The organism is Pedobacter sp. BS3 (assembly GCF_008274585.1).
Lineage (GTDB): Bacteria > Bacteroidota > Bacteroidia > Sphingobacteriales > Sphingobacteriaceae > Hufsiella_A.
In genome coordinates this window covers 107,104-133,429 of record NZ_VTRT01000006.1, presented here as the reverse complement: position 1 = coordinate 133,429, position 26,326 = coordinate 107,104, and the positions used below count along the sequence as shown (strand labels likewise).

Genomic DNA, 26,326 nt, shown 5'->3' with positions numbered 1-26,326 from the left:
CCGTTAACTTTTCACTTCTTCACCAGTGTTGCCTTTATCCAAAAATCTGTGGACTGGAACATCGGGTTGCGGTCCATAGCGCTGCCGTTATATCGCCCCATACCGCCGCCACCATACATGCCACCGCCATACATTCCGCCACCCATTGGATAGCCGCCGCTTTCGCGGTTACCTTCAGAGGGCATCTGCGGAAGCTGAAGTCCGTTTATTTTGATATTATAGGCCAGCACCTTATTATCAGTAGCTGAAAGGTCTAACTGTTGTAAAGGAATGGCCAGCTCATAAACCAGGCCTCCGGATGCATCGTAGGCCACGGCTGCGCTGATGCCATAATCGTTGTAAATGGAAATACTGCCATCAACGATACTTTTAAAGTGGTTTACCTTGATCTCTTTTATCTGCGAAAGCATTTTCTGGCGCATTTCGGTTGTATCAAACTGCTGTCTGTTGGGTTTGCCACCCTGCTGCCGCATACCTTGCCGGTTAATTACCGGAAAGGTAACGGTTGGCCCTTCCTTTTTCTTGCCGGATGTGTTTACGGTAAAATCAATGCCGCCAACCATTATTTTTGAGATGGTTTGTTTGTCTGACGAGCGTACGGCAAGGTATAGTTTGTTATCGTCGTTGGCAATTACGTACGAAAGCTTGGCTGTCGCATTGTAATTTTTCAGCGAGTCGCCCCACTCGTTCAGCTTGCCGTCAATTTTTACCTGCTGCGGCGCTACGCTGTTTTCTATCACCTCATTCTTTTTCTGGGCCTGTGTAACCAGATGAACACTTATCAGCGAAAGCGTAAACAAAATATTTTTTAATCTCATCATATCGAATTATGTTGACTAATATACGTTAGTAATTCATCTTTATAATTATCGCTAACCGGAATTTCTGCATTGGGCAGCGTAACCCGGTTCCGCTTAAACGCGATGAGCTTATCCAGCGCAATAATATAGGATTTATGGGTGCGCAAAAACCGGGCCGGAGGCAGCTTTTCTTCCATATAGCGCATACTCAGCCGGGTAATAACCGGTTTGGGCTGGTTAAGCAGGTATATTTTAATATAATCTTTCAAACCTTCGATATAAACAACATCCGACAGGTTAATGCGTACAATGGAATAATCGGCATTAACAAAAATATGGTCCTGGGCGGCCAGGCTGGTGCTAATGCCTTTTTGCCGCAGGGTAAAGAGCTCGTACGCTTTGTCTATAGCCTTTAAAAAGCGGGCAAAAGGTACGGGTTTTACCAGGTAATCAACCACATCGAGATTAAAGCCGTCTAAAGCGTATTTATCATAAGCGGTTACCATAATAACCAACGGAGGATTGGACAGGGCGCTTAGAAATTGTAAACCTGATAAGCCAGGCATTTGTATATCCAGGAATAACAGATCTATGGAATGCTGGCGCAGAAACTCCATCGCTTCCATCGCGTTTTTGCATTTGCCTTTCAGGGTAAGAAACGGCACCTGACTGATGTTATCTTCCATCAGGTCTAAAGCAAGCTTTTCATCGTCAACCAGCAGGCAGTTCATCATAACAATTTAATTTTAAGGTTAACCCTGAACTTGCTTTCCGTTTCGGTAATATTCAGCTCGTAACTATCGTGATATAACAATTCCAGGCGACGTTTCACATTATTCAGGCCAATGCCGGAGCTTTTGTCTTTTGCGCTTTGTTGCGAGGGTATAGAGTTTTCAACGTCAAAATTCAGCCAGCCGGTTTTATCGTCAATGGTGGCATTGATTGAGATAACCGGGTTATCAACCAGCCCGATGCCGTGCTTAAACGCATTTTCTACAAACGGAACAAGCAGCATGGGCTCTATCATATAAGCTTCGGTATAACGGGGCTTTTTAAAATGGATGGTGATATCATCGCCAAAGCGGAGATATTGCAAATCAATATAATCCTGTAAGTAATCTATCTCGCGAGATAGCGAGACCTTTTCGTCATCGTTTTCATACAGCATATACCTGATGAGGTTTGACAGCCGGATAAGTGCCGGCTCTAGCTGGTCTGATTTTTTACGGGCCAGCGATACCAGGTTGTTCAGGGTATTAAAAATAAAATGCGGACTTACCTGCGAGCGAAGAAAGCCAAGCTCGGTTTTAAGGTTTTCGTTTTCTTTTTCCTTCCGGATTTTTTCTTTTTTGGCGGTGTCTACAATAATGGCATAGCTAAAGCTGATACCGGTTACAAAGAGATACGACATCATTTGCGGGAAGAACCACCACTTAAACTTCACTATCCGCTTATGCGGGAATGAATTTTCTGTATGTTTAAAATACAGGTTTTCTGAAAAAAAATGTCGGTCTATATACGATGACAGATAAACAAAAAGAACAATCAGAGCACAAACGCTGATGATATAGATCAGCAGCTTTTTGCGCTTGTAAAATAAGGGGAACAGCAGATATGTATTTACATAAAACAGTACTACCAATAGCAGGTTGCTTGCTATAAACCGGTATTGAAACATACTGTTTACGGCCCCGAAGCGATGCTCAGGGGCAGATGGCCTGAAGAAATAGGGTAACATAATGAACAGGCCCCAAAACAACACGTGTATGGCAATGAGCAGGTACTTATTCAAATAAAGCTTTTTCAGCATAATGAGAATAAAGTTACAGCTAAACTTTCATCCCGTTATAAATTAGCGCCTGTTCAACGTTTTTTTTAGACCAATCGTGTTTTTTAAGCGACAAGATCAGCAACCTGTTGAAATCATGCTTATCCGCCTGGTGTAAATGCCTGATTTTATTAAAATTACAGCGATATGGCAGGTATAGCATATCAGTTAAAGCATATCATTAAACTAAAAGTCAGGCTTTTTTCTTTATTTAGTATTTTTATTTGATAAACACATATATAAGAGAGATAGAATGAGCGATTACTCTTCCGGCAACCTTGAAGATAATACACCAGCTGAAAATGATCTTGAAAAGCGCATTTTTTATTCTTTCTCACTTATTGCTGTGTGCGCAGCGCTGCTGGCTTCATTAATCAACGTCTACATCCAATCATGGGGCCTTTTAGGTATCTCGGGCGGTGTATTTATTTTACAGAGCATTATCTACTATATCGGCAGAAATAATAAATATTTTAAGATTGCCGTTTTTGCCTCCATATTTGTGACCAGTGTTTTGCTTGCTGCTAATTATTTCTATAACGCAGGTATAAAGGGGCCGAGCATACTTTACCTGGCCATTACATTATATTTTGCTATTACGGTAGTACCATTAAGGCAAACCTCGGTTTGGTTAATTTTAAATGTTGTTTTAGTAGCAGGCTTAGCTTGTGTGGAATATTATTTCCCGCACCTGGTAGTTTTTAATTACACAAATCGCAGCGATTATTTTGTTGATATGTTGTTCTCTTATATGGTAGTTGTGTTTATCATTTTTTGGGGAACACTTACTATCAGAAAGAGCAATATCAGGCAGAGGAAAGAGATAGAGCAGAAAGCCGTCATATTAGAAGCTATTAATAAAGAAAAAGACAAACTTTTTTCCATTATCTCTCACGATCTGCGTTCGCCGCTGGCCAATATACAACAGTACCTGGAGGCGTTATCACTGGTAGAGCTTAGTACAGAAGAAAGGGCTGCTATTCAGCATGATCTGCTGGAATCGACCAAAAGTACACATGAGCTGCTGAACAATTTGCTGGCCTGGTCGCAAAACCAGCTGGGAAGAACGGCGCCGCAGCTTGGCTATTTCAATTTAAAGGATAAGATCTCGGCAACGTTAGGGCACATGGCACTGATAGCTGCAAAAAAAGAAATTGCTTTTCAAATTGCGATCCCGGATGATCTGTCGGTCTACGCGGATGAAAACATGCTCAACCTGGTTATCCGCAACCTGATTTATAATGCTCTTAAATTTACGCCGCCACATGGTACAGTAAAAATTACGGCTCAGCCTGAAAAAGATAGCCAGAATTGCCTGATCAGTATTGAAGATAATGGCAGCGGTATAACCGAAGAAGATCAGAAAGACATATTCTCGCTAAATATTGTCAGCAAACCCGGCACGAATAAGGAGCAGGGAACCGGCCTGGGATTGATGCTATGCCGGGAATATATGGAACGGCAAAACGGGAAAATATGGTTCACTTCACAGCCAAACGTTGGCACTACGTTCTATATTTCTTTGCCTGGAAAGGAGTAATAAGATATGCCACAAAGTTTCAAAGGCACAAGGTTATAGCCTTTTTTACTGCTTTATCTTTTCGTGCCTTAACACCTTAATGGCAAAACATTACTTTTTGAGGCGACTCCGGCTAATACAATATCCTGAATTTAATGGTATGCTCAATTTGCTTAAGCTCTTTCAGGATCTTTTTATCGTATTCAGAATTAATATCGGTAATGGCATAACCAATATCCGGGTTGGTCATTAAAAACTGGCCTACTATATTAATGTGATTCTGCGCAAAAACCTGGTTAATTTTAGCCATAATGCCCGGAACATTTTTATGGATGTGTATGAGCCGGTGCGCTTTTGCGATTTTGGGTAGCTGCAAATTCGGGAAGTTTGCGCTCATGTACGTATCGCCCTTGTTGATAAAATCGGCTACACGTTTAGGTATGAACTGCCGGTTGCGGGGATTTTCTTTCGGATCGTCAAACAGCACAATACCCATTTCAACACATAGCTGCCTGGATAGATTGGGCTTACTGTTACCCAGGTAACCGATGGTTTTCAGCTTTACGGCACGCCGTAACTTTTCATCTTCCAGCTTTTCGCCATTAGCCAGCAACATCATACCAACATCGGGCACATACTTTTCTTCAAAAGTGGCTTTATGGCGGATAGAAAAGCCGTCTTTTTTCAGCAGCTGGATACTTTCTTCGGGCACATCGCCAATAACAAGGCAAAGAATGCGGTTTTTAGGATATGAAATTGCCCGTGGAAGGTTATTGACATATAAGAACTCGTCGAAGCTTGGAGCCACGTGATCGGCCTTAGCCGCAACCGTTTTACGCTCTATATTTTCGGTATAAGCAAAAAACTTTTTGATCAATCCCGATTCCTTCAGCTGGAAATCAGAATGACCGTCGCCAATGCCGTAGATATTACCGGTCAGGTTCATCTGCTGCAGCAATTTTACTTTTCCACCCTCGTCAGAAAGCGGATTGCTATCATCGTAACCTATAATCTTACCTTCATCGTTAAACACAAACGTATTGGCGTAGATATTTTCTTTTTTGATGCCGTAAGCGGTAACAACAGGCGTTATAAATTCTTTAAATCCACCCGAAACAATCAGCACCTCATCGGCATATTTCCTGAAAAATGTGCGGTTGCGTGAGAACGAAGCGGATACTTTTTTCTTCAGCCGGCTAACCAGCTGTTTCAGGTGATCGCGGTTAGCTTCGAGCAACAATACGCGACCGGTAAGGCTTTCGCGAAACGACAGGCGGCCTTCCATCGCGGCATTGGTTAAATCTTCAATTTTCTGGTAAATGGCTTCCCGTTCAGGGTGATTTTTTAATGATATCCGGGCCAGCTCATCTAAAGCCTCTACCTGGGTAAAGGTGCTGTCGAAATCAATGATATAATAGTTCTTCAATGTATGGATTATAGATTTAGTAAATCGTCTGCAAATTTGAACAAATTTCTTGTATCGAAACATTAACCGGCTTAAATTCTATTCCGATAGCCTGCCGGATCTTTTCGTTGGAATAGTAGTGTTTTACCAGGGCGCTGGCAGCCGTATATTTGGTTAAGCCGGGCGCTTTCCTGTTAAACAGGGATACTAATTTTGCGGCACGCCAGGCCAGCGACAGCATCCATTTACGTAGCTTAATGGTTGGTGGCTGCAAGCCGAAATGCGATGCGGTTAATGAAAAAATATCGCGATAGCTTCTGTTTTCGGCATTGACCAGGAATCGTTCCTGTCGTATGTCGCTTTCCATCAGCTGTATCATGGCACGGGCAACGTCGGTAACATCTACAAAGCCGGTTCCGCCTTCGGTATAAAATTTTAACCCCTTACGCACCATGTCAAATAGCTGTCCGCTACCGGATATTCCCGCATTAGCGCCAATAATAAGCGATGGATTAATGATGACCGCATTTAATCCTTCGGCCACGCCACGCCATACCTCCATCTCGCTTTCGTATTTTGAAATGGCATAATCGTGCTGTTTGCCATCGTATTCCCAGTGGTTTTTTTCGGTGGTCAGGTTACCGGGCTTTGCATTGCCAACCGCTGCTACCGAGCTCACATGAACCAGCTTTTCAACGTTTTTCTGCAAGCACAGGTTTACTACATTTGCCGTCCCCTCAATATTGATATGGTGTAACTTGCGCTTATCTGCCGGGTTAAACGAGATAAAAGCAGCGCAATGATACACGTACGAGATGCCTTCAAACGCATCTTCCAACGCAAAATAGTCCAGTATATCAGCTTCGGCCCATGTTATAGCCGGGTTATTTTGTAAAAAAACAGGAATAACAGAGTCCTGGCGTTTCAATGCCCGAACCGCTTTACCTTGATCTGTAAGCTGTTTAACAAGCTCTGAACCTAAAAAGCCCGTAGCACCGGTAACTAATATCATCAGGGATTTTTAAATTGCTTTCAAAAGTAAAAATTAAAGGTGGATATTCTGTGACGCTAACGGAGTTTTTTAACACATAGGTACATAGCTTTTTTCCTCTTTAAAGTCTTTAATAGTTTTGTTTAAACTTCATATCTCTGCTAATTGTGAACGGCAGGCCGAAGGCCCCGTCCATGGCCCCGGGCCGGGGCTGACCAAAAAGTCAAAAAACATTATTCATAAAATTTAACCGGGGACTAAGGGATTTTATAAGAACAATTGGCTTATAGTTAAAGGCCAATTATTCTTTATGACCAACAAGGATATCCATCAAAAAATATATAACCTTGCCCGTAAATGGCAGGAAGGCACTATAACAAATAGTGAAAAAGAAGAATTTAACACCTGGTATCACTCTTTTGATGATACCAGGCTTGAGGAGATTTCTGACGAAACGCCCGATGAACTCAAAGAACGGTTGTTTGAAGCCATCCTAACCAAAGAAGGCATTCAATCCAAAACCATTATAAAACGCATGATTTTCTGGCGGGTAGCTGTTGCCGCCATGCTGATAATAGCGCTTTCGTTTGCAGGTTATTTTATCATAAATCATAACCCACAACAACAGTTTGCCAAAACAAAAAGTACAAACGATGTAGCGCCGGGCGGAAATAAAGCGATCCTGATCCTGGCTAACGGACGCAAAATCAATCTGTCCGATGGCCCCGATAATGAACTTGTTAATCAAAACGGGATAAAAATATATAAAAAAGCCGGGGGGCAGCTGGTTTACGATCTGACATCCTCTGCTAAGGAACCCCAGAATCTGCACGGCTACAATACCATCCAGACCCCGGCGGGAGGCCAGTACCAGGTTAATCTTTCTGATGGAACAAGGGTTTGGTTAAATGCCGAATCGTCAATTCATTTCCCCATTGCGTTTACTGGTAAGGAACGCAAAGTAAGCATCACAGGCGAGGCTTATTTTGAAGTGGCCCATAATGCATCAAAGCCATTTAAGGTAGTTAGCAGAGATCAGGAAATTAAAGTATTGGGTACACAGTTTAACGTCATGGCATACAATAACGAGGCCACCGTAAAAACCACCTTGCTTAAAGGGTCGGTAGCTATAAAAAATGCAGCTAATTCCATCGTTCTTAAACCAGGCGAGCAGGCAGAAACCACATTATCAGCCATCAGACTTGTTAACGACCCTGATATTGACAATGCTATAGCATGGAAGAACGGCAAAATACAATTCTTTGATGCGGATATCCAAAGCATTATGCGTATGCTCTCACGCTGGTATAATGTTGAAATCGAATACCAGGGCATTCCCGCTTCACGATTCGGAGGCTCCGTTTCACGCTCTAAGAACCTTTCTGAGGTACTCAATATTTTAGAAGCAACAGGATATGTTCACTTTAAAATTCAGGGAAGGAGGGTAATTGTTATGACATAAGCTTTAAAGTGGCCAAAAAGCCAGAAGTGGTGGTACACCTCTGGCCAATCAGGGCCGGTAAAATAGTTATTTGGCAATAATCTAATTCAAATATTAACCCTAATAAACAAATATATGAAATTCTTATACAATCGCCATTCGTGTGCGATAAGGAAATATATTAACCGGCTTTTTGCCGGAATGGATTCCGAATTAAAACGAAAAATAGTCATGAGGGCCAATCTTACACTGATGATGATAATAGGCGCTCTTTTACAAGTAAGTGCTGTTACCTATGCTCAAAAAGTTACTTTATCAAAAAATAACACCAGCTTAAAAAACGTATTAAAGAATATCCAGCTACAAACCGGTTATGATTTTGTTTATCCTATAGATCTTGTAAAGAATGCTAAAATCGTTACTATCTCCGTTAACAATGCCAGCATCGAAGACGTGCTGGAACAATGTTTTAAAGACCAGCCGTTTACCTATAAAATAACAAACAAAACCATTATTATAAAAGCGGCTGATATATTTTCTAACACCGTAGAGGATAATGTATGGATAGACATTTCCGGCCAGGTTACCGATGAAAAAGGGCAACCGCTGGCTGGCGCTACTATACGTATAAAAGGTAGCCAGACGGGCACTGTTGCCAATGCGGATGGAAAATTCAGCATAAAAAATATACATCAGTCGGATGTTCTGCAGGTATCGTACACGGGCTTTATTACCCGCGAAATCACTATAGATAATGTATCAGGCAGCCTGCAAATAGTTCTAAAAGAAGATAAGCAGGCGCTCACCGAAGTGGTGGTGTTAGGTTACGGCACTACTAAAAAAGAAACCTTAACAGGCTCGGTGTCTACCCTAAAAATGAGCAGCAAGGAAAATATGCCCATTACCAACGCCAGTCAGGCGTTGCATGGAGTTTCGGGCATGTGGATCAATCAGGCCGGTAGCCAGCCAGGACAAGATGTAGCATCCATCCGCATAAGAGGTATAGGCTCCATCGGCGAGGCCGGTAAAAACAACCCATTGGTATTGGTAGATGGTATTGAATATGATCTGAATGCTATAAACCCAGCCTTTATTGAAAACATCACCGTATTAAAAGATGCCTCTGCGGCAATATACGGGTCGAGGGCTGCTAACGGGGTAATTCTGATAACCACCAAAAAAGGCCGTAAAGGCAAAACCGATATCAACTACAGTTATTCGTATGGCAGGCAAAGCCCAACCATGTTACCCGATGTGGTTTGGGATCCGATACTTTATATGCAAATGAAAGATCAGGCGCTGATCAACGAAGGAAGATCGCCCGCCGCGGTAGATTATTCTCCGGCCCAGATAGAAGAATATCGTAACGGAATGGCCACCGATCCGCTCACCTATCCACAGAACAATTGGTTTGATATTATTTTAAAAACCGGCTACATTCAGCAACATAATGTACGATTTTCGGGCGGAAGCGATGCTGTGCTTTACAATATTGGTCTGGGATACATGGACCAGGACGGTATATTGATCCAGGCTAACCACGCCAACCGGTACACCTTGAATGCCAATATCTCGGCAAATGTAACCCCGAAGCTAAAAATTGGAACCAGCATTATTGGCAATTACAAAACATTCAGCCAACCGGCTTTCGGCGGAGCCAATGCCACCAATTATTATTTTAACCGTCTTACCCGTGCACTGCCGATCTTCGGCACATATACGGCCGATGGTAAATATGCTAACGTTGTATTTGTAACTCCCAAAAGAAATACCATTGAAAACCCTTTAATGCTCATAAAAGAAGGCAGTAATACCTATGCCGGACAAAGTATACTGGCAAAAATAGAAGCAACTTATGAGCTGCCGTTTAACCTGAAATATAACCTGAACTATGGTGTGGACAAGGAAGATGCTTTCAGAAAGAGCTTTGAACCATACCTGGTTTCCTACCACCCTATAACCGGAGCACCCAATAATTACAATACACACCCTGCATCAAATAATGCCGATGAGAATTATTTAAACCAATCATTCTACCAAACATTAACCTGGGATAAAACTTTTGCAAAAAAGCATAGCCTCAGTGCAATGGTTGGTACAAGCTATAACAATTTTAACACGATTAATTTCTCCGGCCACATTGAAGGATATTTCGATAACGAGCTTACCGACTTAAATGCCGGTTCCACGCTGCCTTCGGTAACGGGCCAGATCACCAAAAATATCATTATGTCTTACCTGGGCAGGCTGAATTATGGGTTTGCAGATAAATATCTGTTAGAAGGAACGTTCAGATACGACGGATCATCACGTTTTGCCAGGAACAAAAGATGGGGCTTTTTCCCCGCCGTATCTGCAGCCTGGAGGCTCGATAAGGAAAACTTCCTGAAGGATCTGACATTTATCGATCTCTTAAAGCTCCGTGGCTCATGGGGCAAAATGGGAAACCAGGACGCAGTAAACCTGTATAGTTACTTAAACACCGTTAATCTCGGTTACGACTATACGTTTGCCAATAACATATCGTCCGGTGCAGCAATTGCGGCCTATAACGATCCGAACATTACCTGGGAAACCACCACCACGTATAATGCCGGTCTGGATATAGATGTGTTTAAAAACAGGTTGGGTGTGGTATTTGATGTTTTCAAGAGACGGACATCCGACATTATACGAACCGTTAAAATACCCAACCAGGTAGGCGGACTTGCAGGCCCAACCAAAAATATCGGTACAGTAGATAACACAGGTTATGAAATAAGCCTGATCTATCGTAATAAAATAAACCAGTTCAGCTATGAGCTTGCAGGAAATATCAGCCACGTTAATAATAAGGTAATTGATCTGCATGGAGAAAAAATAATATCTACACGCAGAATCACACAGGAAGGCTACCCGATAGATTCATATTATTTGTATAAGGCCATCGGAATATATCAAAACCAGGAAGAAATAAATTCAAGTCCCAACCTTGGGGCCGGTGTAAGACCAGGCTATCTTAAGTATGCGGATCTAAGCGGCCCGGATGGTGTCCCCGATGGAAAAATTGATGCGAATGACAGGATAATTACCGGCATATCAAGCCCTAAATACAATTACTCATTTAACCTTAATGTGGGTTATAAACGTTTCAGCCTGTCCACATTCTTTCAGGGAGTGCAGGGTATAGATCTATATCCAACATTAAACTGGGCTGTGCCGTTTAATAACGGGGCGGGTGTTACAAAAGAATGGGCTACCGATGCCTGGACTCCCCAAAACCCCAACGCCAGGTTACCTATACTCACCGTTGCTACAGATGCCACAGAGAATTTTCAGCCTTCTACCTTCTGGTTAAAGAAGGGCTCATACCTGAGGCTTAAAAATATCCAGCTTAAATATGATCTTCCCACAAAATGGCTGTCTAAAATATCGATGAAAAATATATCGCTTTTTGTTAACGGTGAAAACCTGGTAACCTTCAGTAAATACAAAGATTTTGACCCCGAAAAGGATGTTACAGGCGACAGCTTTTATGAATACCCTACACTAAAAACATACAGTTTCGGGATAAATGCAACTTTCTAAAAGATAAGAACAATGAAAAAGTTATCAATATTATATATCATAGGCACGCTGCTGATTGTTGGCTGCTCTGAATCTGAATTAGATACACAACCCAACGACAGGTATACAGAAGCAACCTACTGGACAACAGAAAAAAATGCGATGGCCGCATTATCAGGATGTTATAACGCACTGATGGCCGAAGGACTGTTTGGGGCTGCAACACCTCTGCTCGAAGAAACAGTTACTCCAAACGCTTACAATTCAGGTAATCGCGGTGGCTTCAATGTAATTGCTTTAGGCACACACAATGCTTCATCGGGCGGAATTATTGTTTTACGCTGGCAGGATTGCTATAAAGGTATAGGACGCTGTAACACGCTGTTACAACGCATAGATGCCGCACCTATATCAACAGACGCTTTAAAGGACAGGATGAAAGCCGAAGCTAAATTTTTACGGGCCCTGTATTATACCATGCTGGAGATGTATTATGGCGGCGTCCCCTTAATTTTAGATGCCCCCAATTTTGATGCACAAGCTGATCTGCCACGTAATACCCGCGAAGAAGTCGTTACCCAGATACTGAAGGATCTTGACGAGGCTGCTGCTGTATTGCCCTTAAAGTATTCGGGAGCCGATGTTGGCCGGGCAACCAAGGGCGCCGCATTGGCACTAAAAGCAAGGGTACTGCTTTTTGAAGCCAGTCCATTAAACAATCCTTCAAATGACGTAAGCAAATGGAGTGCTGCTGCAAACGCAGCCAGGGCTGTAATAGAGCTGCCCGGCACCGGCTACGCTTTATTTCCTAATTACAGAAGCCTGTTTTTGCCCGCTAATGAGAATAGCTCTGAATCGATATTTGATGTACAGTTTTCGGTAGTTGCAAACGGATTAGGAAATTCGTTTGACGTTGTAGTAGGTTCATTTAACAGCAATGCGCCCCTGCACGCTATGATTGATGCTTATGATATGAAAGATGGCTTGCCGACTTCGCAATCGCCCTTATATAATGCGTCAAAACCCTACGATAACCGCGACCCACGGATGTACCAGACGATTGTTTATCCCGGAGATACATATCTGGGAGCCGTAACCACCACCACAGACCCGTTTAAGATCACCGGCTACGGTGTAAAAAAATACACACTGAATGATAAAGAGCCTAATCCCAATCCCATTATTGTTGAAGGCAAATCTGAAACCAACTTCATGGTTATACGGTATGCCGATGTGCTGTTAATGTACGCTGAAGCACAAAACGAGGTGTTAGCTGCGCCACAGGCTGATGTAAACGCGGTAACCATCTATAGTGCGGTTAATAAGGTGCGGCAGCGTGCAGGATTAAATCCCTACGAAATTCCACCCGGAAAAACCAAAGCAGAAATGCGTGAAATTATCCGGCATGAAAGGCGCATTGAATTTGCTATGGAAGGATTTTATTACAATGATATCCGTCGGTGGAAAATTGCGGAGACCGTATTACCCGGGTACATCTACAATTCGCAAAACCTGCCTATTGTAACCCGTACATTTAATCCTGCACGGGATTACTGGTGGCCGGTGCCCCAGACACAGCGGGATGTAAATCCAAACCTGTCGCAAAACCTTAACTATTGACAATTTTAGCTTAATATAAAAACACTGTCCCAACTAAATCTATACCCATAGTTGATTTGGAGACATAATGACCGGGGAGAAAAAACACTCTCCGGTTTTTTAGATCCTGAAGTTAAGAGAGGAATAAGAACAAAGATGCAAGATACAAGAAGTTTTACGTTTTTAGAGCTAAAAGCACTAATGTAACGTAAGTTAGGGTTAAGGCGCAGGCTCGTCCTGATTTGCAATCGGGATACTATAAAACAGCGTTTGCAACGCCGTAATGTCGCTTAAAGCAATCAAAAGTCGCTATTATCGGCGTTGCAAACGCCGGAGATTTATGCACTCGTTTTGCAAACGAGCGCAAACAGGTCTGTATCCATAGTTCACGGCAGATAGTATTTTTAGAGATAAGAACACAGAGACAAGACGAATAGTACAGTCTTCCTCCTTCCCCTTTGGGGAGGGCCGGAGTGAGGCTTTACTACAGCTTCAGAAACGCAATCGTTTTGTCGCAAACATTTTTCAGGAGGGTAGGCAAAGTGGCTTCTGTATAAGGATGCGATGCACCAAACGTATGATTTCCCCTGGGGATGATAACAAGATTATTTTTTCTATCCAGATGCAGGTCGAAGGCAGCGGCCAGCGGCACGGTTTCGTCGGCATCACCATGAATAATAAGCCAGGGACACTTAACGGCCGCCGCGGCCCGGCTAATAGATAGTCTGTCTTCATTAGCTTCCAGATCTTCCAATAAGTCAATACCAAGCGGCATTTGTTGTCCCGTGCGACTATTTTCTACATATACAACTCCATTGCTGCGCCATAAATGCGCATTGATATTTTTCAGGATAGTATTAAAATTATTTACCGAAGCCCAGGTAACCAGCTTGCTGATTCGCTTATCCTCCGCGGCCTGGATAATACTGATGCCTCCGCCCACACTATGCCCTATCAGGAAAAGCTGCTCCGGCCGGGCAAACTCTTCGCCGCTAAGGCAGAAATCAATCACACAATTGATATCATATAGTTCCTTGCTAAAAGTATTTTCACCAAAGGCCTCGAGGTCTGCAAAGTCACACAATTGTTGCGGCGTAGTACCGTTGTGCGAGAAATTGAACTTCAGAAACGGCAGCTCCCTGGACGCGAAATAACGGGCAACCATGTTATGCGTTCCCCAATCTTTAAAACCTTTAAACCCATGCGCAAACAAAACCAGGTTTTTAACATTGGTCTCAGCCGGTATGGTAATATCCATACTAACAGGCCGGTTATTGGCGCCACTAATAACAAAATCACGAGTAACAATCGAAGACATAAAGCGCAATAAAAATCTCTCAGGCCTTAATACGTAAAGCCCGGATATAAGTTAGCATTCGGGCAATAATGTCTGCATATAATTCACAAAATCCTTTCCTATTGCAGTTGTTGGCTTAAAAAAGTCTTGTTCCATTTCATGATTAATCCGCATGGCCTGCGTAAGTGCTTCCGAGCCGGTTTCCGTAACAAATACCTGGTTCGTGCGGGCATCGTTTGATTGCTTTACACGTTTAATGTATTTTTTTTGCTCCAGGCTATTCATTATCCGTGAAGTCATCATACGATCTATACGGGCTGTTTTTGCTACATGATGCTGATACGTTTTTTCGTTATGGTGATTTAACCAGGACGTTACAAGCAGCACAACAAATTGAGTATAAGTTAGTTGTTGTTTTTGTAGTGCCTGGTTAATTATTCGTAACCAGCACATGGAACTTTGCCAAACCAAAAAACCCGGTACCTCGTCAATGGTGGCAAACGGGAAACGCTGTTTAATCTGCTCTTTACTGTTCATTATTGTGAAATGGGGCTTAAAGATGCTTAAAATTATTCATAAAAAGAATATAGTGATAATTTTATAGGATAAATAATAAATTAATTGTTTGAATTTTAATTTAGTATTTAATAACTTTTCTGGCGGTTGATTATTTATATGCATTCTAAATTGTTGTGTTTTACAAAGAGGTGACAGTGCCCCTATGGCATATTAGCTACATTTGTTCGGTTTTTTAGAAACAGTAATAAGCGTTGAAATCTTTAAAAGTTATAGCCTTTACGCACAAGAAAATCGAGTTAAAAGATTTGGGGAAGTTTGTGATTTGCAACGAAACTCTTGAAGACAGGTTAAGAAGACTTAAAGATACGTTCCATATCCCTGAGATTTTTTATGTAGGTACGTGCAACCGCGTAGAATTTGTTTTCTGTTATGACGGAGACATTTCTCCCGCTTTTGTAAAGGATTTCATTCGTACGCTTAATTTCTGTGTGCCCGAAGATCAGTTAGACAGCTTTTCTGAACAGGTATCGCTGTACCAGGATTTGGAGGCGCTTAATCATTTGCTGCGTATATCCTGCTCGCTCGAAAGCCTGATCGTAGGCGAAAAAGAAATACTGGCACAGGTACGTAAAGCCTATGAATGCTGCAAAGAAGTTGGCTTTACCGGCGATTACCTGCGTATGGTAATGAACAGGGTGGTCAAAACCGCCAAAGAGGTATATACCAACACGAACATCTCAAAAAAGCCCATTTCTATCGTTTCGTTAGCATACCGTAAGCTACGCGATCTAAAAATGTGCGCCAATGCCCGCATCCTGATCATCGGCGCAGGCGAAACCAACCGTAACCTCTCAAAATACCTCCAGAAACATAAATATTCCAATTTTTCGATATTTAACAGAACGCTCGACCGTGCCCGTGAAATGGCTGCCGACCTGAACGGTGAAGCTCACAGCCTGGATCAGCTTTCGGAATACAAAAAGGGCTTTGATATATTGATAACCTGTACCGGTGCTACCGAGCCCATTGTTACCAATGACATTTACCAATCATTGCTTAACGGCGAAACCGGTACCAAAGTGATTGTAGATCTGGCCGTGCCTGGCGATATCAGCGAAGACGTTATAGTAAACAATCCTGTCCACTATATCGAAATAAATAGCCTGCAGGACATTGCCAACCAAAACCTGCAAGACCGTTACCAGGAGCTTGTTCATGCCGAGCGCATTATTGAGCGTAATATTGCCGAATTTATGCCCGAATTAAGGCAGCGTCGCGTTGAGCTTGCCATGCGTGAAGTACCGTTAAAGATCAAAGAGATCCGCAATACGGCGCTTACGGCAGTTTTTGCCAATGAGGTAAGCGGACTTGACCCCAACTCACGCGAAGTGCTTGAAAAAGTATTAGCCTACATGGAGAAAAAATACATCAGTGTACCCATGGTTATGGCTAAAGATATCCTGGTAAATAATTGCTGATTTTATAGTAGTGAGAAAGCCCACCCCGACCCTCCCAAAGGGAGGGAGTAATTTCTGTTCCTTGTCATATTCCGTATGCTCTTGTCTCTAAAAATATTATCCACATTGTCACCTGTCCATTGTCATCTGTCCATTATTAAGGCTTACATTCGGTCTTTCGGTCTTCCCAACTTTCGGACTATAAGCTATATAAACCATGAACTATATGCCAACACTTATAAATCCATAATGAATTCTCAAAAAGTCTTACTAAATTCGGGCTTTTCAGTATCAGTATTGCAAATCTATCTATAGTGAGCACAGATAACCACAAAAAAGCTATTGTTACCATTGGTACACGAGGGAGTGAGCTGGCGTTATGGCAAGCCAATTATGTAAAAGACAGGTTAGCGGAGGCTGGCATTGAATCTACCTTAAAAATTATTAAAACGCAGGGCGATAACATCCTCAACCTGCGTTTAGACAAGCTGGAAGGCAAAGGTTTTTTCACGAAGGAGTTAGAGGAAGAGCTGCTTGCCGGCAGCATCGATATGGCGGTACACTCACACAAAGATTTGCCAACCGAAAATCCTCCGGGATTAATTATCGCGGCCGTCCCCCAACGCGAAGAACCATCAGAGCTTTTACTGATATTAAAAGATTGCGTAGACATTCAGCAAAAGCTTTCGCTGAAATATGGCGCTATGGTGGGCACATCGTCCAATCGCCGTAAGTCACAATTGCTGGCGGTTCGCCCCGATCTGGAAGTGGATGACTTACGTGGAAATGTCCCGACACGCATTCAGAAATTACGGAATGAAGATTTTGATGCCATCATCCTGGCAAAAGCCGGGGTACACCGCCTGGGAATAGATCTATCCGAATTTCATGTGGAAGAACTGGAGCCGATGGAGTTTATTCCGGCCCCGGCACAAGGAGCGTTGGCGATACAAATCCGCGAAAGCGATAAAGAACTTTACCAGGCCCTGCAAAGCATACATAATCCGGACGTGGCCGAACAGATTGCCGTTGAACGTAAAGTGCTGGAACTTTTTGAAGGCGGTTGCCACATGCCATTAGGATGCTATTGCCGAAAAGATGAAGGGAAATTCCAGGTTTGGACAGCCAAAGCCGAAGATGATGAAGATTTTCCCGACCGTCTTTTTATCGAATCCGAAACTACTGATGGACTTGCAGAGGCCATTGTTGCCAGGTTTTCGCCCGAACGCAGACTGCCGGCCAGCGTATTTATCACCCGCGATCTTTCTGAAAACAGCTACTTGCGTAAAGCCCTGCAAAAGCACCAGGTTGAAATTGATGCCCGGTCGCTGATACGTACCCTACCCATGATACACAAGCTCGATCCTTACATCTTACGCAGTGTAGATTGGATATTCTTCAGCAGTAAAAATGCTATAGAATATTTCATGGCTTTAAAACCCGAGCTTTCAAAACGTACCAAATATGGCGTATTAGGTCGGGGCTCTGAAGATATGCTGCGTAGTTTTGGTATTGTTCCTGATTTTAACGGTGAGGAAGAAGGTATTGATACAGCCGATATAGCCATTGAATTTAACAAAATAGCAGGTGGCAGTACCGTGCTGTTTCCAGGCGCAAAAGATTCATTGCGTACAGTGCAGAAAGCCATGTCTGCCGATACTAAAATTATAGATTTACCGGTTTACGAAACAGTAACCGAACCGGTAGTAGAAAAATCGTTTGCCGAAGTACTTATTTTCACCAGTCCCTCTAACGTTGACGCTTACTTTGCAGATAACCTGTTAGAGCCTGAGCAAAAAGTAATTTGCATAGGCAAATCAACCGCCGGTAAATTTGAAGAAATGGGCGTGCCTTACAAATTACCGTACTCGCCCGACGAAATTGGTTTGGCAGAAGCTGTATTTGGATTGTAAAATTAACCTAACTGACAACAACCTGACCTGAATAATACGCTCATTGGGTACTTTTGTCACGGGTATAGGCCCCGAGGCTTTATCCAAAATTCAGCTTAGAGAAATAACCATGTTAGCAAGACCCCGAAGATTAAGAAAAACGCCGCTGGTGCGTGAGATGGTGGCCGAAACCCGCCTGACTAAAGATATGTTCGTTTATCCCTATTTTGTAGTGCCGGGAAAAAACGTGGTGCATGCTATAGACGCTATGCCCGGCGTTAATCATTTTTCTACCGATACCTTACTTAAGGATATAGAAAAAGGATTAAAAACAGGGTTGAATAAAATTATGCTGTTTGGCGTTGGCGATGAAAAAAGCGATGATGCGCACTCGGCTTATAACGATGCTTCGCTGGTTCCGGTAACGGTTCGGGAGTTGAAAAAGCAGTTTGGTGATGACTTATACATTGTAACCGATGTATGCGTATGCTCATACACCACCCACGGACATTGCGGCATTTTACATGATGATTACGTGCAGAATGACGCTACGGTTGAACTGATTGCTAAAATGGCGCTTACCCATGCGCAAGCTGGCGCTGATATGCTGGCCCCGTCAGATATGATGGATGGTCGTATACTGGCCATACGCAATACGCTTGAGGCGAACGGATTTACCAATACAGCTATCATGTCGCACGCTACCAAATTCGCGTCTTCGTATTACGGCCCGTTCAGGGAAGCGGCGGATTGTGCACCGAATAAAGGCGACCGTAAGGCTTACCAGATGGATTTCAGGAACAGCCGCGAAGCGTTACGCGAGGCCCTGCTTGATGAGCAGGAAGGCGCCGACGTGCTGATGGTAAAACCGGGATTGGCTTACCTGGATATTATCCGCGACCTGAAACAACATACCAGCCTGCCTGTTGCATGTTATAACGTATCGGGCGAGTATTCTATGATTAAAGCCGCCGCACAAAAAGGCTGGATTGACGAGCAAAAAGTAGTAATGGAAACCATGTACGCCTTTGCCCGTGCCGGAGCAAGTATTATCACAACCTATCATATTAAAGATATTTTAGAAAATAAATGGCTTTAAGAGAGGTGTAAGGTGTAAGGTAAAAGGTGTAAGGCTTTAGACAGTACACACCTTAAACCCTACACCTTTTACCTTTTACCTTTCAAAACATGTTAGACTCAATCAAAAAAATCTTTTCAGGATCCGATGAAGAAATGCCGGTTTCAACTACCTCAAAACCGGATATCAGCAGGGAGAAATCAGCAGAATTGTATGAGAAAGCCAAACGCTATTTCCCGGGCGGTGTAAATTCGCCGGTAAGGGCATTTAAATCCGTTTACGGCACGCCGCTGTTTATCAAAAAAGGCGACGGCTGCTTTATCTGGGATGCCGACGATAACCAGTTTATTGATTTTTGTTGCTCCTGGGGCCCACTGATCTTAGGTCATAACCATCCAAAAATACGCGAAAAAGTTACCGAGGTAATGCAAAACGGCATGAGCTTCGGCGCTCCTACAGCGTTGGAAAATGAGCTTGCCGAGCTTATCCTTCAGCACAACAAGCTGATTGAAAAAATACGTTTTGTAAGTTCGGGAACTGAGGCCGTAATGTCGGCCATACGGTTGGCACGCGGCTATACCAAACGCGATAAGATCCTGAAATTTGAAGGCTGCTATCACGGGCATGTTGATTCATTATTGGTAAAAGCCGGTTCGGGTCTGGTAACCTTTGGCGAAACATCTTCGGCAGGTGTACCGCAATCTTTTGCCGCCGAAACTATTGTAGTTCCGTTAAACAATCGCGAAGCCGTAGAAGAAGCTTTCAGCCAGTTTAAAGACCAGATAGCGGCCGTCATTATAGAAGGTGTTCCCGCAAATAACGGTTTGCTGGTACAGGATAAGGAATTTATCCAATTCCTGCGTGATATTACTACGCAACATGGTTCGTTGCTGATTTTTGATGAAGTTATCACCGGCTTCCGCCTGGGCTTTGAAGGTGCGGCAAAACACTATGAAATTCAGCCCGATATTATTACCTACGGTAAAATCATCGGGGGGGGCCTTCCGGTTGGCGCTTATGGCGCTTCCGCAGAAATTATGGGTCATATTTCACCCGACGGCTCTGTTTACCAGGCTGGTACGTTATCCGGAAACCCGGTAGCCATGGCTGCCGGAATTGCCCAGCTAACCGAGCTGGCGAAATCAGGCTTCTACAAAGATTTAAATAAAAAAACCGAAGAATTTGTAGAAGCCTTGCAGCGTTTTGCCAGTGCCCGCAATTATAAGTTCAGGGTATTTTCTGTAGGTTCTGTTTTCTGGTTCGCCTTTACCGATAAAGATATTCGTGCTGCCGCCGATATCGACCCGCAAAGCATGGAGAAATTCAAAATACTGCATCGTGAATTGCTGAACCGCGGTATTTACATGGGACCTTCGGGTTATGAAGTAGGTTTTGTTTCAGCCGCTCACACAAAAGTAGAGCTTGAAAAGGCAAAACGTGCTATCTTTGATAGTCTGGATATTGTTTTCAGAACAAAATAACCGGCCATGACGCGTAAACCATTGCTTATATTTTACTTCCTGATATGCTATGCGCTTGCCGAGCTTGTTTGGTGGGGTTACCTGATCATTAAAGTACGTCCCGACAGAACGGGAATGATATTGGGCGAAGGAGCGGTCTTTTTATTCCTGTTTTTTATAGGTGCCTATCAACTGCAAAAAGCCCTGCGTAAAGAGCGTAAACTGCATCAGCAGCAGCGCAATTTTTTATTATCAGTAACACACGAACTGAAATCGCCGCTGGCATCCATTAAATTATACCTTCAAACCATCCTGAAACGTGATCTGGACGAATCGCAACGCAAAGGTTTTTTAACCAATTCATTAAAGGATATTGAACGACTGGACGATTTGGTGGAAAATATGCTGATCGCGTCAAAAATTGAAAACAAATCATACACCTTTCCCAAAGAAAATTTTAATTTTTCGGAGATGGTTGAACGGGTTTCCGAACGCTTGCAGGTGCATACCTGCAATACCCAAACCATTAAATCTAAGGTAGAACCTGGCATTATGCTCTGCGGCGATAAGTTCGCGTTAACGTCGGTGGTGACCAACCTGATCGAAAATGCGGTAAAATATTCGCCGCCATGTGCGCAAATTGAAGTAAAGCTCTATAAAAGTAATGACAACGTCATATTAGAAGTGGCAGACCAGGGTATTGGGATAAATGATGACGAAAAACTTCGCATATTTGATAAGTTTTACCGGGTTGGTAGTGAAAATACCCGTAAAACAAAAGGCACAGGTCTGGGCTTATTCATTGTAAAGCAGGTGCTTAATAATCATCAGGCACAAATTAAAGTGAAAAATAACCGTCCTACCGGGACTATTTTTGAAGTAATTTTTAATACCAATGTCAGCAAAACAACGCATACTACTGGTTGAAGATGAAGAGCATTTGCTCGAAGCCATAAAGCTTAACCTCGAGCTCGAGGGTTACAAGGTATCAACCGCCACCGATGGTAAAAAAGCATTACGGATTTTCAAGGAAGAACGTTTTAACCTTGTTATCCTGGATGTAATGTTGCCCGAAATTGATGGCTTCCAGGTAGCCGAAACTATCAGGCTTGAAAATTCTGAAGTACCCATTATGTTCCTCACGGCCAAAAATACCAGTGAAGACCGGGTTACCGGCCTGAAAAAAGGGGCCGACGATTACCTCACCAAACCGTTTAACCTCGAAGAGCTCATTTTGCGGGTAAACAACCTGGTGAAACGCAGCCTGAAAGGCGATGAATTGAAAGAGCTTAACTCATACCGTATCGGTGATAAGACCATTTATTTCAACTCGTTCGAGCTTAAAAACGATGATGGAACCATTACTCCGCTCACTAAAAAGGAAACCATGCTGCTAAAGCTGCTTATTGAGCGTAGAAATGAAGCCGTATCGCGGGAGCAGATTTTGGAAACGGTATGGAATTATGATGTTTATCCGTCAACACGTACTATTGATAACTTTATACTTACTTTCCGGAAGTATTTTGAGCCCGATCAGAAAAACCCGGTCTATTTCCATTCTATCCGGGGTGTAGGGTATAAGTTCACCGATAATCACTAACTGCAACATTAAATGACCCGGAAGATCCGGTATATCGTTTTCGCCGTAGCGATACTCGTTCTTTTACTTACGCTATACCAGCAGGCTTACGAGCTTTCGGCGGTAGTAGCGCTCGCCATGTTATTTCTGGCGTGGAGCCATTACAGGCAGGGAACCGTGGCGCTTGCGGCAAGAGCTTATCATCAGCAGGATTTCGATAAGGCGGAAAGCTTGTTAAAAGAAATTCAAAATCCCGACCGCCTAAGTCGTAACCGGCGTGGTTTTTATGAGTTTATGCTGGGCGGTATCGCATTAAAACGGGATGAATACGACACCGCCGAACGTCATTTCCAGATTGCAAGCCGGTTCCCATTACGTAACCAGAACGATAAAGCGTTAATATTGGTTCAGTTAGCTAACCTGGCCTTACGGCGAAAAGAATACGAGCGGGTAAGAGCCTATATTCAGAAAGCCGGCGAACTAAAAATCAGTGCCCGGGTACAACATATCATTCAAAAAATAGAAAAAGAAATACCAGCATCGTGACCGAACAACAAACTTATGCGGCTTCCGGCCAATTAACCTCAACAGCAAACTCATTGTTTATCCAGGCGGCATTTTCAAAGCCAACAGAACGGCCTCCGGTATGGATGATGCGTCAGGCGGGACGTTTTATGAAGGAGTATTGGGATATTAAAAACCGGTATTCGTTCCTTGAAATGTGTAAAACACCCGAAATAGCTGCCGATGTAACCATGCTGCCGGTTGATTTACTGGGTATTGACGCAGCTATATTATTTTCTGATATACTGGTTACCGCCGAGGCGATGGGCGAAGAATTAAGCTTTACGCAAGGTGTAGGGCCCAGATTCGCTAATCCAATTCGCACACAGGCTGATGTTGACCGTTTAGATACCGAAGTAATCTGGAAGTTACAGTATGTAGCCGATGCTATTAAGGTGATACAACAGCGTTTAAATGGCTCCATTCCGCTTATCGGTTTTGCCGGAGCACCGTTTACCGTGATGAGCTATCTGGTAGAAGGTGGCTCATCGCGTGACTTTAAACTCACCAAGCTCATGCTGCATAATGAGCCGGAATTGGCACATAACCTGCTGGCAAAAATCGCGAAAGTCACAGCCGGCTATTTGAACATGCAGATTGAAGCCGGTGTAAATGCCATACAGATCTTCGATAGCTGGGCGCAGGCGCTAAGCTGGGACGATTACGCGGAATTTTCGCACCGTTATATTACCGGAATCATCGCTAACCTGAACCGGAAGGATATCCCTGTAATTTCTTTTTGTAAAGGCAGCTCCGTGTTCGCTCCGCTAATGGCGCAAGCTAAGCCCGATGTAATCTCCATTGACTGGAACCCCGATTTGCTGAACATTAAAAAACAGCTACCTGCGACTATTGCCGTGCAGGGAAATCTTGATCCGCACATTTTATACGCTGATAAGAAGGTAATTAAAGAACGTATTCACCGTTTATTTGAGCGCATGCGTGGACAAAATGGCTTCATCTTTAACCTGGGACATGGAATCATGCCTGATATCCCGTTCGATAACGTGAAATATGCGGTTGAAGTGGTGAAAGAGTTCAGGTATTGATTATAGTCCGAAAGTCGGGAAAGTCCGGAAGTAGAAGTGTGTTACCTATTGTGGGTTATGAAGCCCGTAACACGTAACTCATAACAGGTAACAATACAACAATTTTGAGCGAAGCGAAATCCTGAGACTTCGGGGAAAATAATCTCACGTCTCATATCTCAATGCACTCTTTATAAAGCTTGAATAAATTTTGTATATTTAATCATTCGATATAAGCGTATGAAAAAGTCACAGGTTTTAGAAACGATACAGGATCTTCCGGATGAGTTCTCAATTGAAGATCTGATCGAACGATTTATCGTCCTGCAAAAAATAGATGTGGGTATTCAGCAAGCAGACGATAATAAAATTTATACAGAAGAGAAGGCTAAAAAGAAGCTGGAAATCTTTATAGTTGAATAAATGCCTATAAATCCGAATTTGATTAATATCTTACTAAAAAAGCAGGTTCAAAGAAGATTGCTTCGTCGTTCCGCCTCGCAATGGCGCCTTATTTTCGTCATTGTCCCGAGACTTTGGGAAAGGGCTGAAAACGTGAGTTAGAATGAGCAATCTATTAATAATCAACCCAATAATAATTAAAATAGATTATAAACTATCTTCGGGAGATTGCAGTTGTAGTGTGCCGTTCCTTTTTTTACTTTTAACTTTTGACTTTTAACTTAGCATGCTGTATCTCTATCTCAAATCCATACATATTATTTTTGTAGTAAGCTGGATGGCCGGGCTGTTTTATATTGTGCGCCTGTTCATTTACCATACCGAAGCCAATGAGCGGCCAGAACAGGAACGGCTAATCTTACAACGCCAGTTCGGGATAATGGAGAAAAAGTTGTGGAACATTATTACCACACCGGCCATGATATTAACCGTTTTGGCCGGTATTAGCATGTTGTACGTTAACCCAGCATTGTTAAAGATGCCCTGGATGCACGTAAAGCTTTGCTTTGTAGTCGGATTACTGGCTTATCATTTTAAATGTCAGCAGATCATTAAGCAGCTTTCGCAGGGGATTTTTAAATGGAGTTCTACCCGGCTTAGGGTATGGAATGAAGTTGCTACTATATTCCTGGTCGCAATTGTATTTGTGGTTATCCTGAAAAACGCGGTGGACTGGATATATGGCCTTATTGGTTTAATTCTGTTCAGCGTTATCATTATGTCGGCAGTAAAAATTTATAAATATTATCGCCTGAAAGATAAAAACTAAGCAGTTTATATCTTTGTAGTCCCATGTCGCGATTTTATCAGCTTATAGCCCGGCATCCCAAAAAGGGATCTTACCTGATGCAGCGTATCTTACCTGTCTTTTTTATTATCTTAATCATCGTTTAATGGACAGGCAGAAACTCTGGAGCATTCTTAAAGTAGTACTCAAAATATTATTCACAGGCGTACTGCTATACCTGGTATCCCTAAAAATAGATTTTAAAGAAGTAAAAGAACGGTTTATTAAAAGCGATCCGTTCTATATTTTCCTGGCCTTTGTTTTCTACTATATTTCACAAATTCTGGCCTCATGGCGATGTCTCAGCCTGTTAAAAGCAATCGGACTCGATTTACCGTTCGGCTTTAATTTCAGGCTGTACCTGCTGGGCATGTTTTATAACATTACGTTGCCCGGCGGCGTGGGCGGCGATGGCTATAAAATTTATATCCTTCGCAAGAAATACAAGCTTCCTACTAAACGTATTTTTCTGGCCATGTTGTTCGACCGCTTAAGCGGCTTATGGGCTATCGGCCTGTTGGCTGTCTCGCTCATCATCCTGATCCCGAAAATCGACATTCCGCAAACATGGCCTATTATTGCGCTGATAGCAGGAACAGGCATCTATTACCTGGTGATGAAAAAGTTTTTTCCCGATTATTCCCGGAAATTTATCCAGGTGCATGTCAAAGCAGGAGCAGTGCAACTGCTTCAATTGTTTAGTGTGATTGCGATACTACTTTCACAGGATTTTTCGGGCAAGTTCTCTCCTTATTTGTTCAGTTTCCTGGTGTCTACATTGGCGGCCAATGTTCCGGTGAGCTTTGCCGGTGTTGGCGCCCGGGAATATGTAATGACCCATGCCTCCAGTTACTTCGGCATGAATCAGGATCTGGCCGTCTTTCTTTCCATGGCATTTTTCCTGGTCTCAACGTTCGCGGCACTAACGGGAATCTGGTTTGTTTACCGCTCTAAAGAATTTGAACCGGCCCCATCGCAGCACGAGGCAGAAGTGTTTGAAAAGGAAGCGGACGAACGTATTGAGTAAGGTTTGCAGGTGTCAGACATTCGGTTAATACGGCTTCAACAAAGCTG

22 protein-coding genes are annotated in these 26,326 nt (G+C 43.0%); 15 read left to right on the top strand and 7 right to left on the bottom strand.

Translation table 11 applies throughout. The features are described from left to right. Positions 1-11 precede the first annotated feature (11 nt). The 3 genes from FW774_RS15660 to FW774_RS15650 are packed head-to-tail and all read right to left on the bottom strand — an operon-like array spanning position 12 to position 2,610. Positions 12-821 (bottom strand): hypothetical protein, encoded by an 810-nt coding sequence (locus FW774_RS15660; RefSeq protein ID WP_149349151.1) that lies wholly within the window; start codon positions 819-821, stop codon positions 12-14. Then, complete coding sequence (locus FW774_RS15655; protein WP_149349150.1) at positions 818-1,534, bottom strand: LytR/AlgR family response regulator transcription factor; 717 nt, start codon at positions 1,532-1,534, stop codon at positions 818-820. The genes FW774_RS15660 and FW774_RS15655 overlap by 4 nt, the downstream gene beginning before the upstream one ends. Further along, entirely contained in the window at positions 1,531-2,610 is a 1,080-nt protein-coding gene (locus FW774_RS15650) for a sensor histidine kinase (protein WP_149349149.1), read from the bottom strand. The genes FW774_RS15655 and FW774_RS15650 overlap by 4 nt, the downstream gene beginning before the upstream one ends. A gap of 271 nt (positions 2,611-2,881) precedes the next feature. On the opposite strand from FW774_RS15650, the gene FW774_RS15645 reads away from it, so the two are divergent. Next, positions 2,882-4,168, top strand: coding sequence for a sensor histidine kinase (locus tag FW774_RS15645; protein WP_149349148.1), 1,287 nt, complete (start codon positions 2,882-2,884; stop codon positions 4,166-4,168). A 112-nt stretch (positions 4,169-4,280) separates the two neighbouring features. Here FW774_RS15645 and FW774_RS15640 read toward each other — a convergent pair whose 3' ends face one another. Beyond that, positions 4,281-5,573 (bottom strand): HAD-IB family phosphatase, encoded by a 1,293-nt coding sequence (locus FW774_RS15640; RefSeq protein WP_149349147.1) that lies wholly within the window; start codon positions 5,571-5,573, stop codon positions 4,281-4,283. 16 nt (positions 5,574-5,589) lie between these two features. Further along, positions 5,590-6,564, bottom strand: coding sequence for an NAD-dependent epimerase/dehydratase family protein (locus FW774_RS15635; RefSeq protein WP_149349146.1), 975 nt, complete (start codon positions 6,562-6,564; stop codon positions 5,590-5,592). A gap of 289 nt (positions 6,565-6,853) precedes the next feature. Here FW774_RS15635 and FW774_RS15630 point away from each other — a divergent pair, with 289 nt between their 5' ends. From FW774_RS15630 to FW774_RS15620, 3 genes are all read left to right on the top strand, one after another. Beyond that, positions 6,854-8,005 (top strand): FecR family protein, encoded by a 1,152-nt coding sequence (locus FW774_RS15630; RefSeq protein WP_149349145.1) that lies wholly within the window; start codon positions 6,854-6,856, stop codon positions 8,003-8,005. Positions 8,006-8,119: 114 nt separating this feature from the next. Next, complete coding sequence (locus FW774_RS15625) at positions 8,120-11,551, top strand: TonB-dependent receptor (RefSeq protein WP_242457858.1); 3,432 nt, start codon at positions 8,120-8,122, stop codon at positions 11,549-11,551. A 12-nt stretch (positions 11,552-11,563) separates the two neighbouring features. Continuing rightward, the gene (locus tag FW774_RS15620) at positions 11,564-13,150 is read left to right on the top strand and encodes a RagB/SusD family nutrient uptake outer membrane protein (protein ID WP_149349144.1); all 1,587 of its coding nucleotides are present in this window, start codon (positions 11,564-11,566) and stop codon (positions 13,148-13,150) included. 463 nt (positions 13,151-13,613) lie between these two features. On the opposite strand, the gene FW774_RS15615 is transcribed toward FW774_RS15620, so the two are convergent. Continuing rightward, positions 13,614-14,447 (bottom strand): alpha/beta hydrolase family protein, encoded by an 834-nt coding sequence (locus FW774_RS15615; protein ID WP_242457857.1) that lies wholly within the window; start codon positions 14,445-14,447, stop codon positions 13,614-13,616. Between the two features lie 51 nt (positions 14,448-14,498). Beyond that, positions 14,499-14,963 (bottom strand): MarR family winged helix-turn-helix transcriptional regulator, encoded by a 465-nt coding sequence (locus FW774_RS15610; protein WP_149349143.1) that lies wholly within the window; start codon positions 14,961-14,963, stop codon positions 14,499-14,501. Positions 14,964-15,196: 233 nt separating this feature from the next. On the opposite strand from FW774_RS15610, the gene hemA reads away from it, so the two are divergent. The 11 genes from hemA to FW774_RS15555 all read left to right on the top strand — a co-directional run bounded on the left by hemA (position 15,197) and on the right by FW774_RS15555 (position 26,279). Continuing rightward, on the top strand, positions 15,197-16,423 hold the full coding sequence (gene hemA, locus FW774_RS15605; RefSeq protein WP_149349142.1) for a glutamyl-tRNA reductase: 1,227 nt from the start codon (positions 15,197-15,199) through the stop codon (positions 16,421-16,423). A gap of 293 nt (positions 16,424-16,716) precedes the next feature. Next, positions 16,717-18,315, top strand: a complete 1,599-nt coding sequence (gene hemC / locus FW774_RS15600) for a hydroxymethylbilane synthase (protein WP_149349141.1) — start codon at positions 16,717-16,719, stop codon at positions 18,313-18,315. Between the two features lie 109 nt (positions 18,316-18,424). Next, positions 18,425-19,393, top strand: coding sequence for a porphobilinogen synthase (hemB, locus tag FW774_RS15595; RefSeq protein ID WP_149349140.1), 969 nt, complete (start codon positions 18,425-18,427; stop codon positions 19,391-19,393). 89 nt (positions 19,394-19,482) lie between these two features. Then, entirely contained in the window at positions 19,483-20,853 is a 1,371-nt protein-coding gene (gene hemL / locus FW774_RS15590) for a glutamate-1-semialdehyde 2,1-aminomutase (protein WP_149349139.1), read from the top strand. A 6-nt stretch (positions 20,854-20,859) separates the two neighbouring features. Next, the gene (locus tag FW774_RS15585) at positions 20,860-21,759 is read left to right on the top strand and encodes a sensor histidine kinase (RefSeq protein ID WP_149349138.1); all 900 of its coding nucleotides are present in this window, start codon (positions 20,860-20,862) and stop codon (positions 21,757-21,759) included. Continuing rightward, positions 21,728-22,432, top strand: coding sequence for a response regulator transcription factor (locus FW774_RS15580; RefSeq protein WP_149349137.1), 705 nt, complete (start codon positions 21,728-21,730; stop codon positions 22,430-22,432). The genes FW774_RS15585 and FW774_RS15580 overlap by 32 nt, the downstream gene beginning before the upstream one ends. 12 nt (positions 22,433-22,444) lie before the next feature. After that, positions 22,445-22,957 carry a hypothetical protein gene (locus FW774_RS15575; protein WP_149349136.1) on the top strand — a complete coding sequence of 171 codons (513 nt, stop codon included), beginning with the start codon at positions 22,445-22,447 and terminating at the stop codon, positions 22,955-22,957. Then, positions 22,954-24,024, top strand: a complete 1,071-nt coding sequence (hemE, locus tag FW774_RS15570; protein ID WP_149349135.1) for a uroporphyrinogen decarboxylase — start codon at positions 22,954-22,956, stop codon at positions 24,022-24,024. The genes FW774_RS15575 and hemE overlap by 4 nt, the downstream gene beginning before the upstream one ends. 219 nt (positions 24,025-24,243) lie before the next feature. Beyond that, a complete protein-coding gene (locus FW774_RS15565) occupies positions 24,244-24,426 on the top strand; it encodes a hypothetical protein (RefSeq protein ID WP_149349134.1) in 183 nt (60 codons plus the stop codon). 265 nt (positions 24,427-24,691) lie between these two features. Further along, a complete protein-coding gene (gene hemJ, locus FW774_RS15560; protein ID WP_149349133.1) occupies positions 24,692-25,234 on the top strand; it encodes a protoporphyrinogen oxidase HemJ in 543 nt (180 codons plus the stop codon). Between the two features lie 124 nt (positions 25,235-25,358). Continuing rightward, positions 25,359-26,279, top strand: coding sequence for a lysylphosphatidylglycerol synthase transmembrane domain-containing protein (locus FW774_RS15555; protein ID WP_149349132.1), 921 nt, complete (start codon positions 25,359-25,361; stop codon positions 26,277-26,279). Positions 26,280-26,326: the final 47 nt, after the last annotated feature.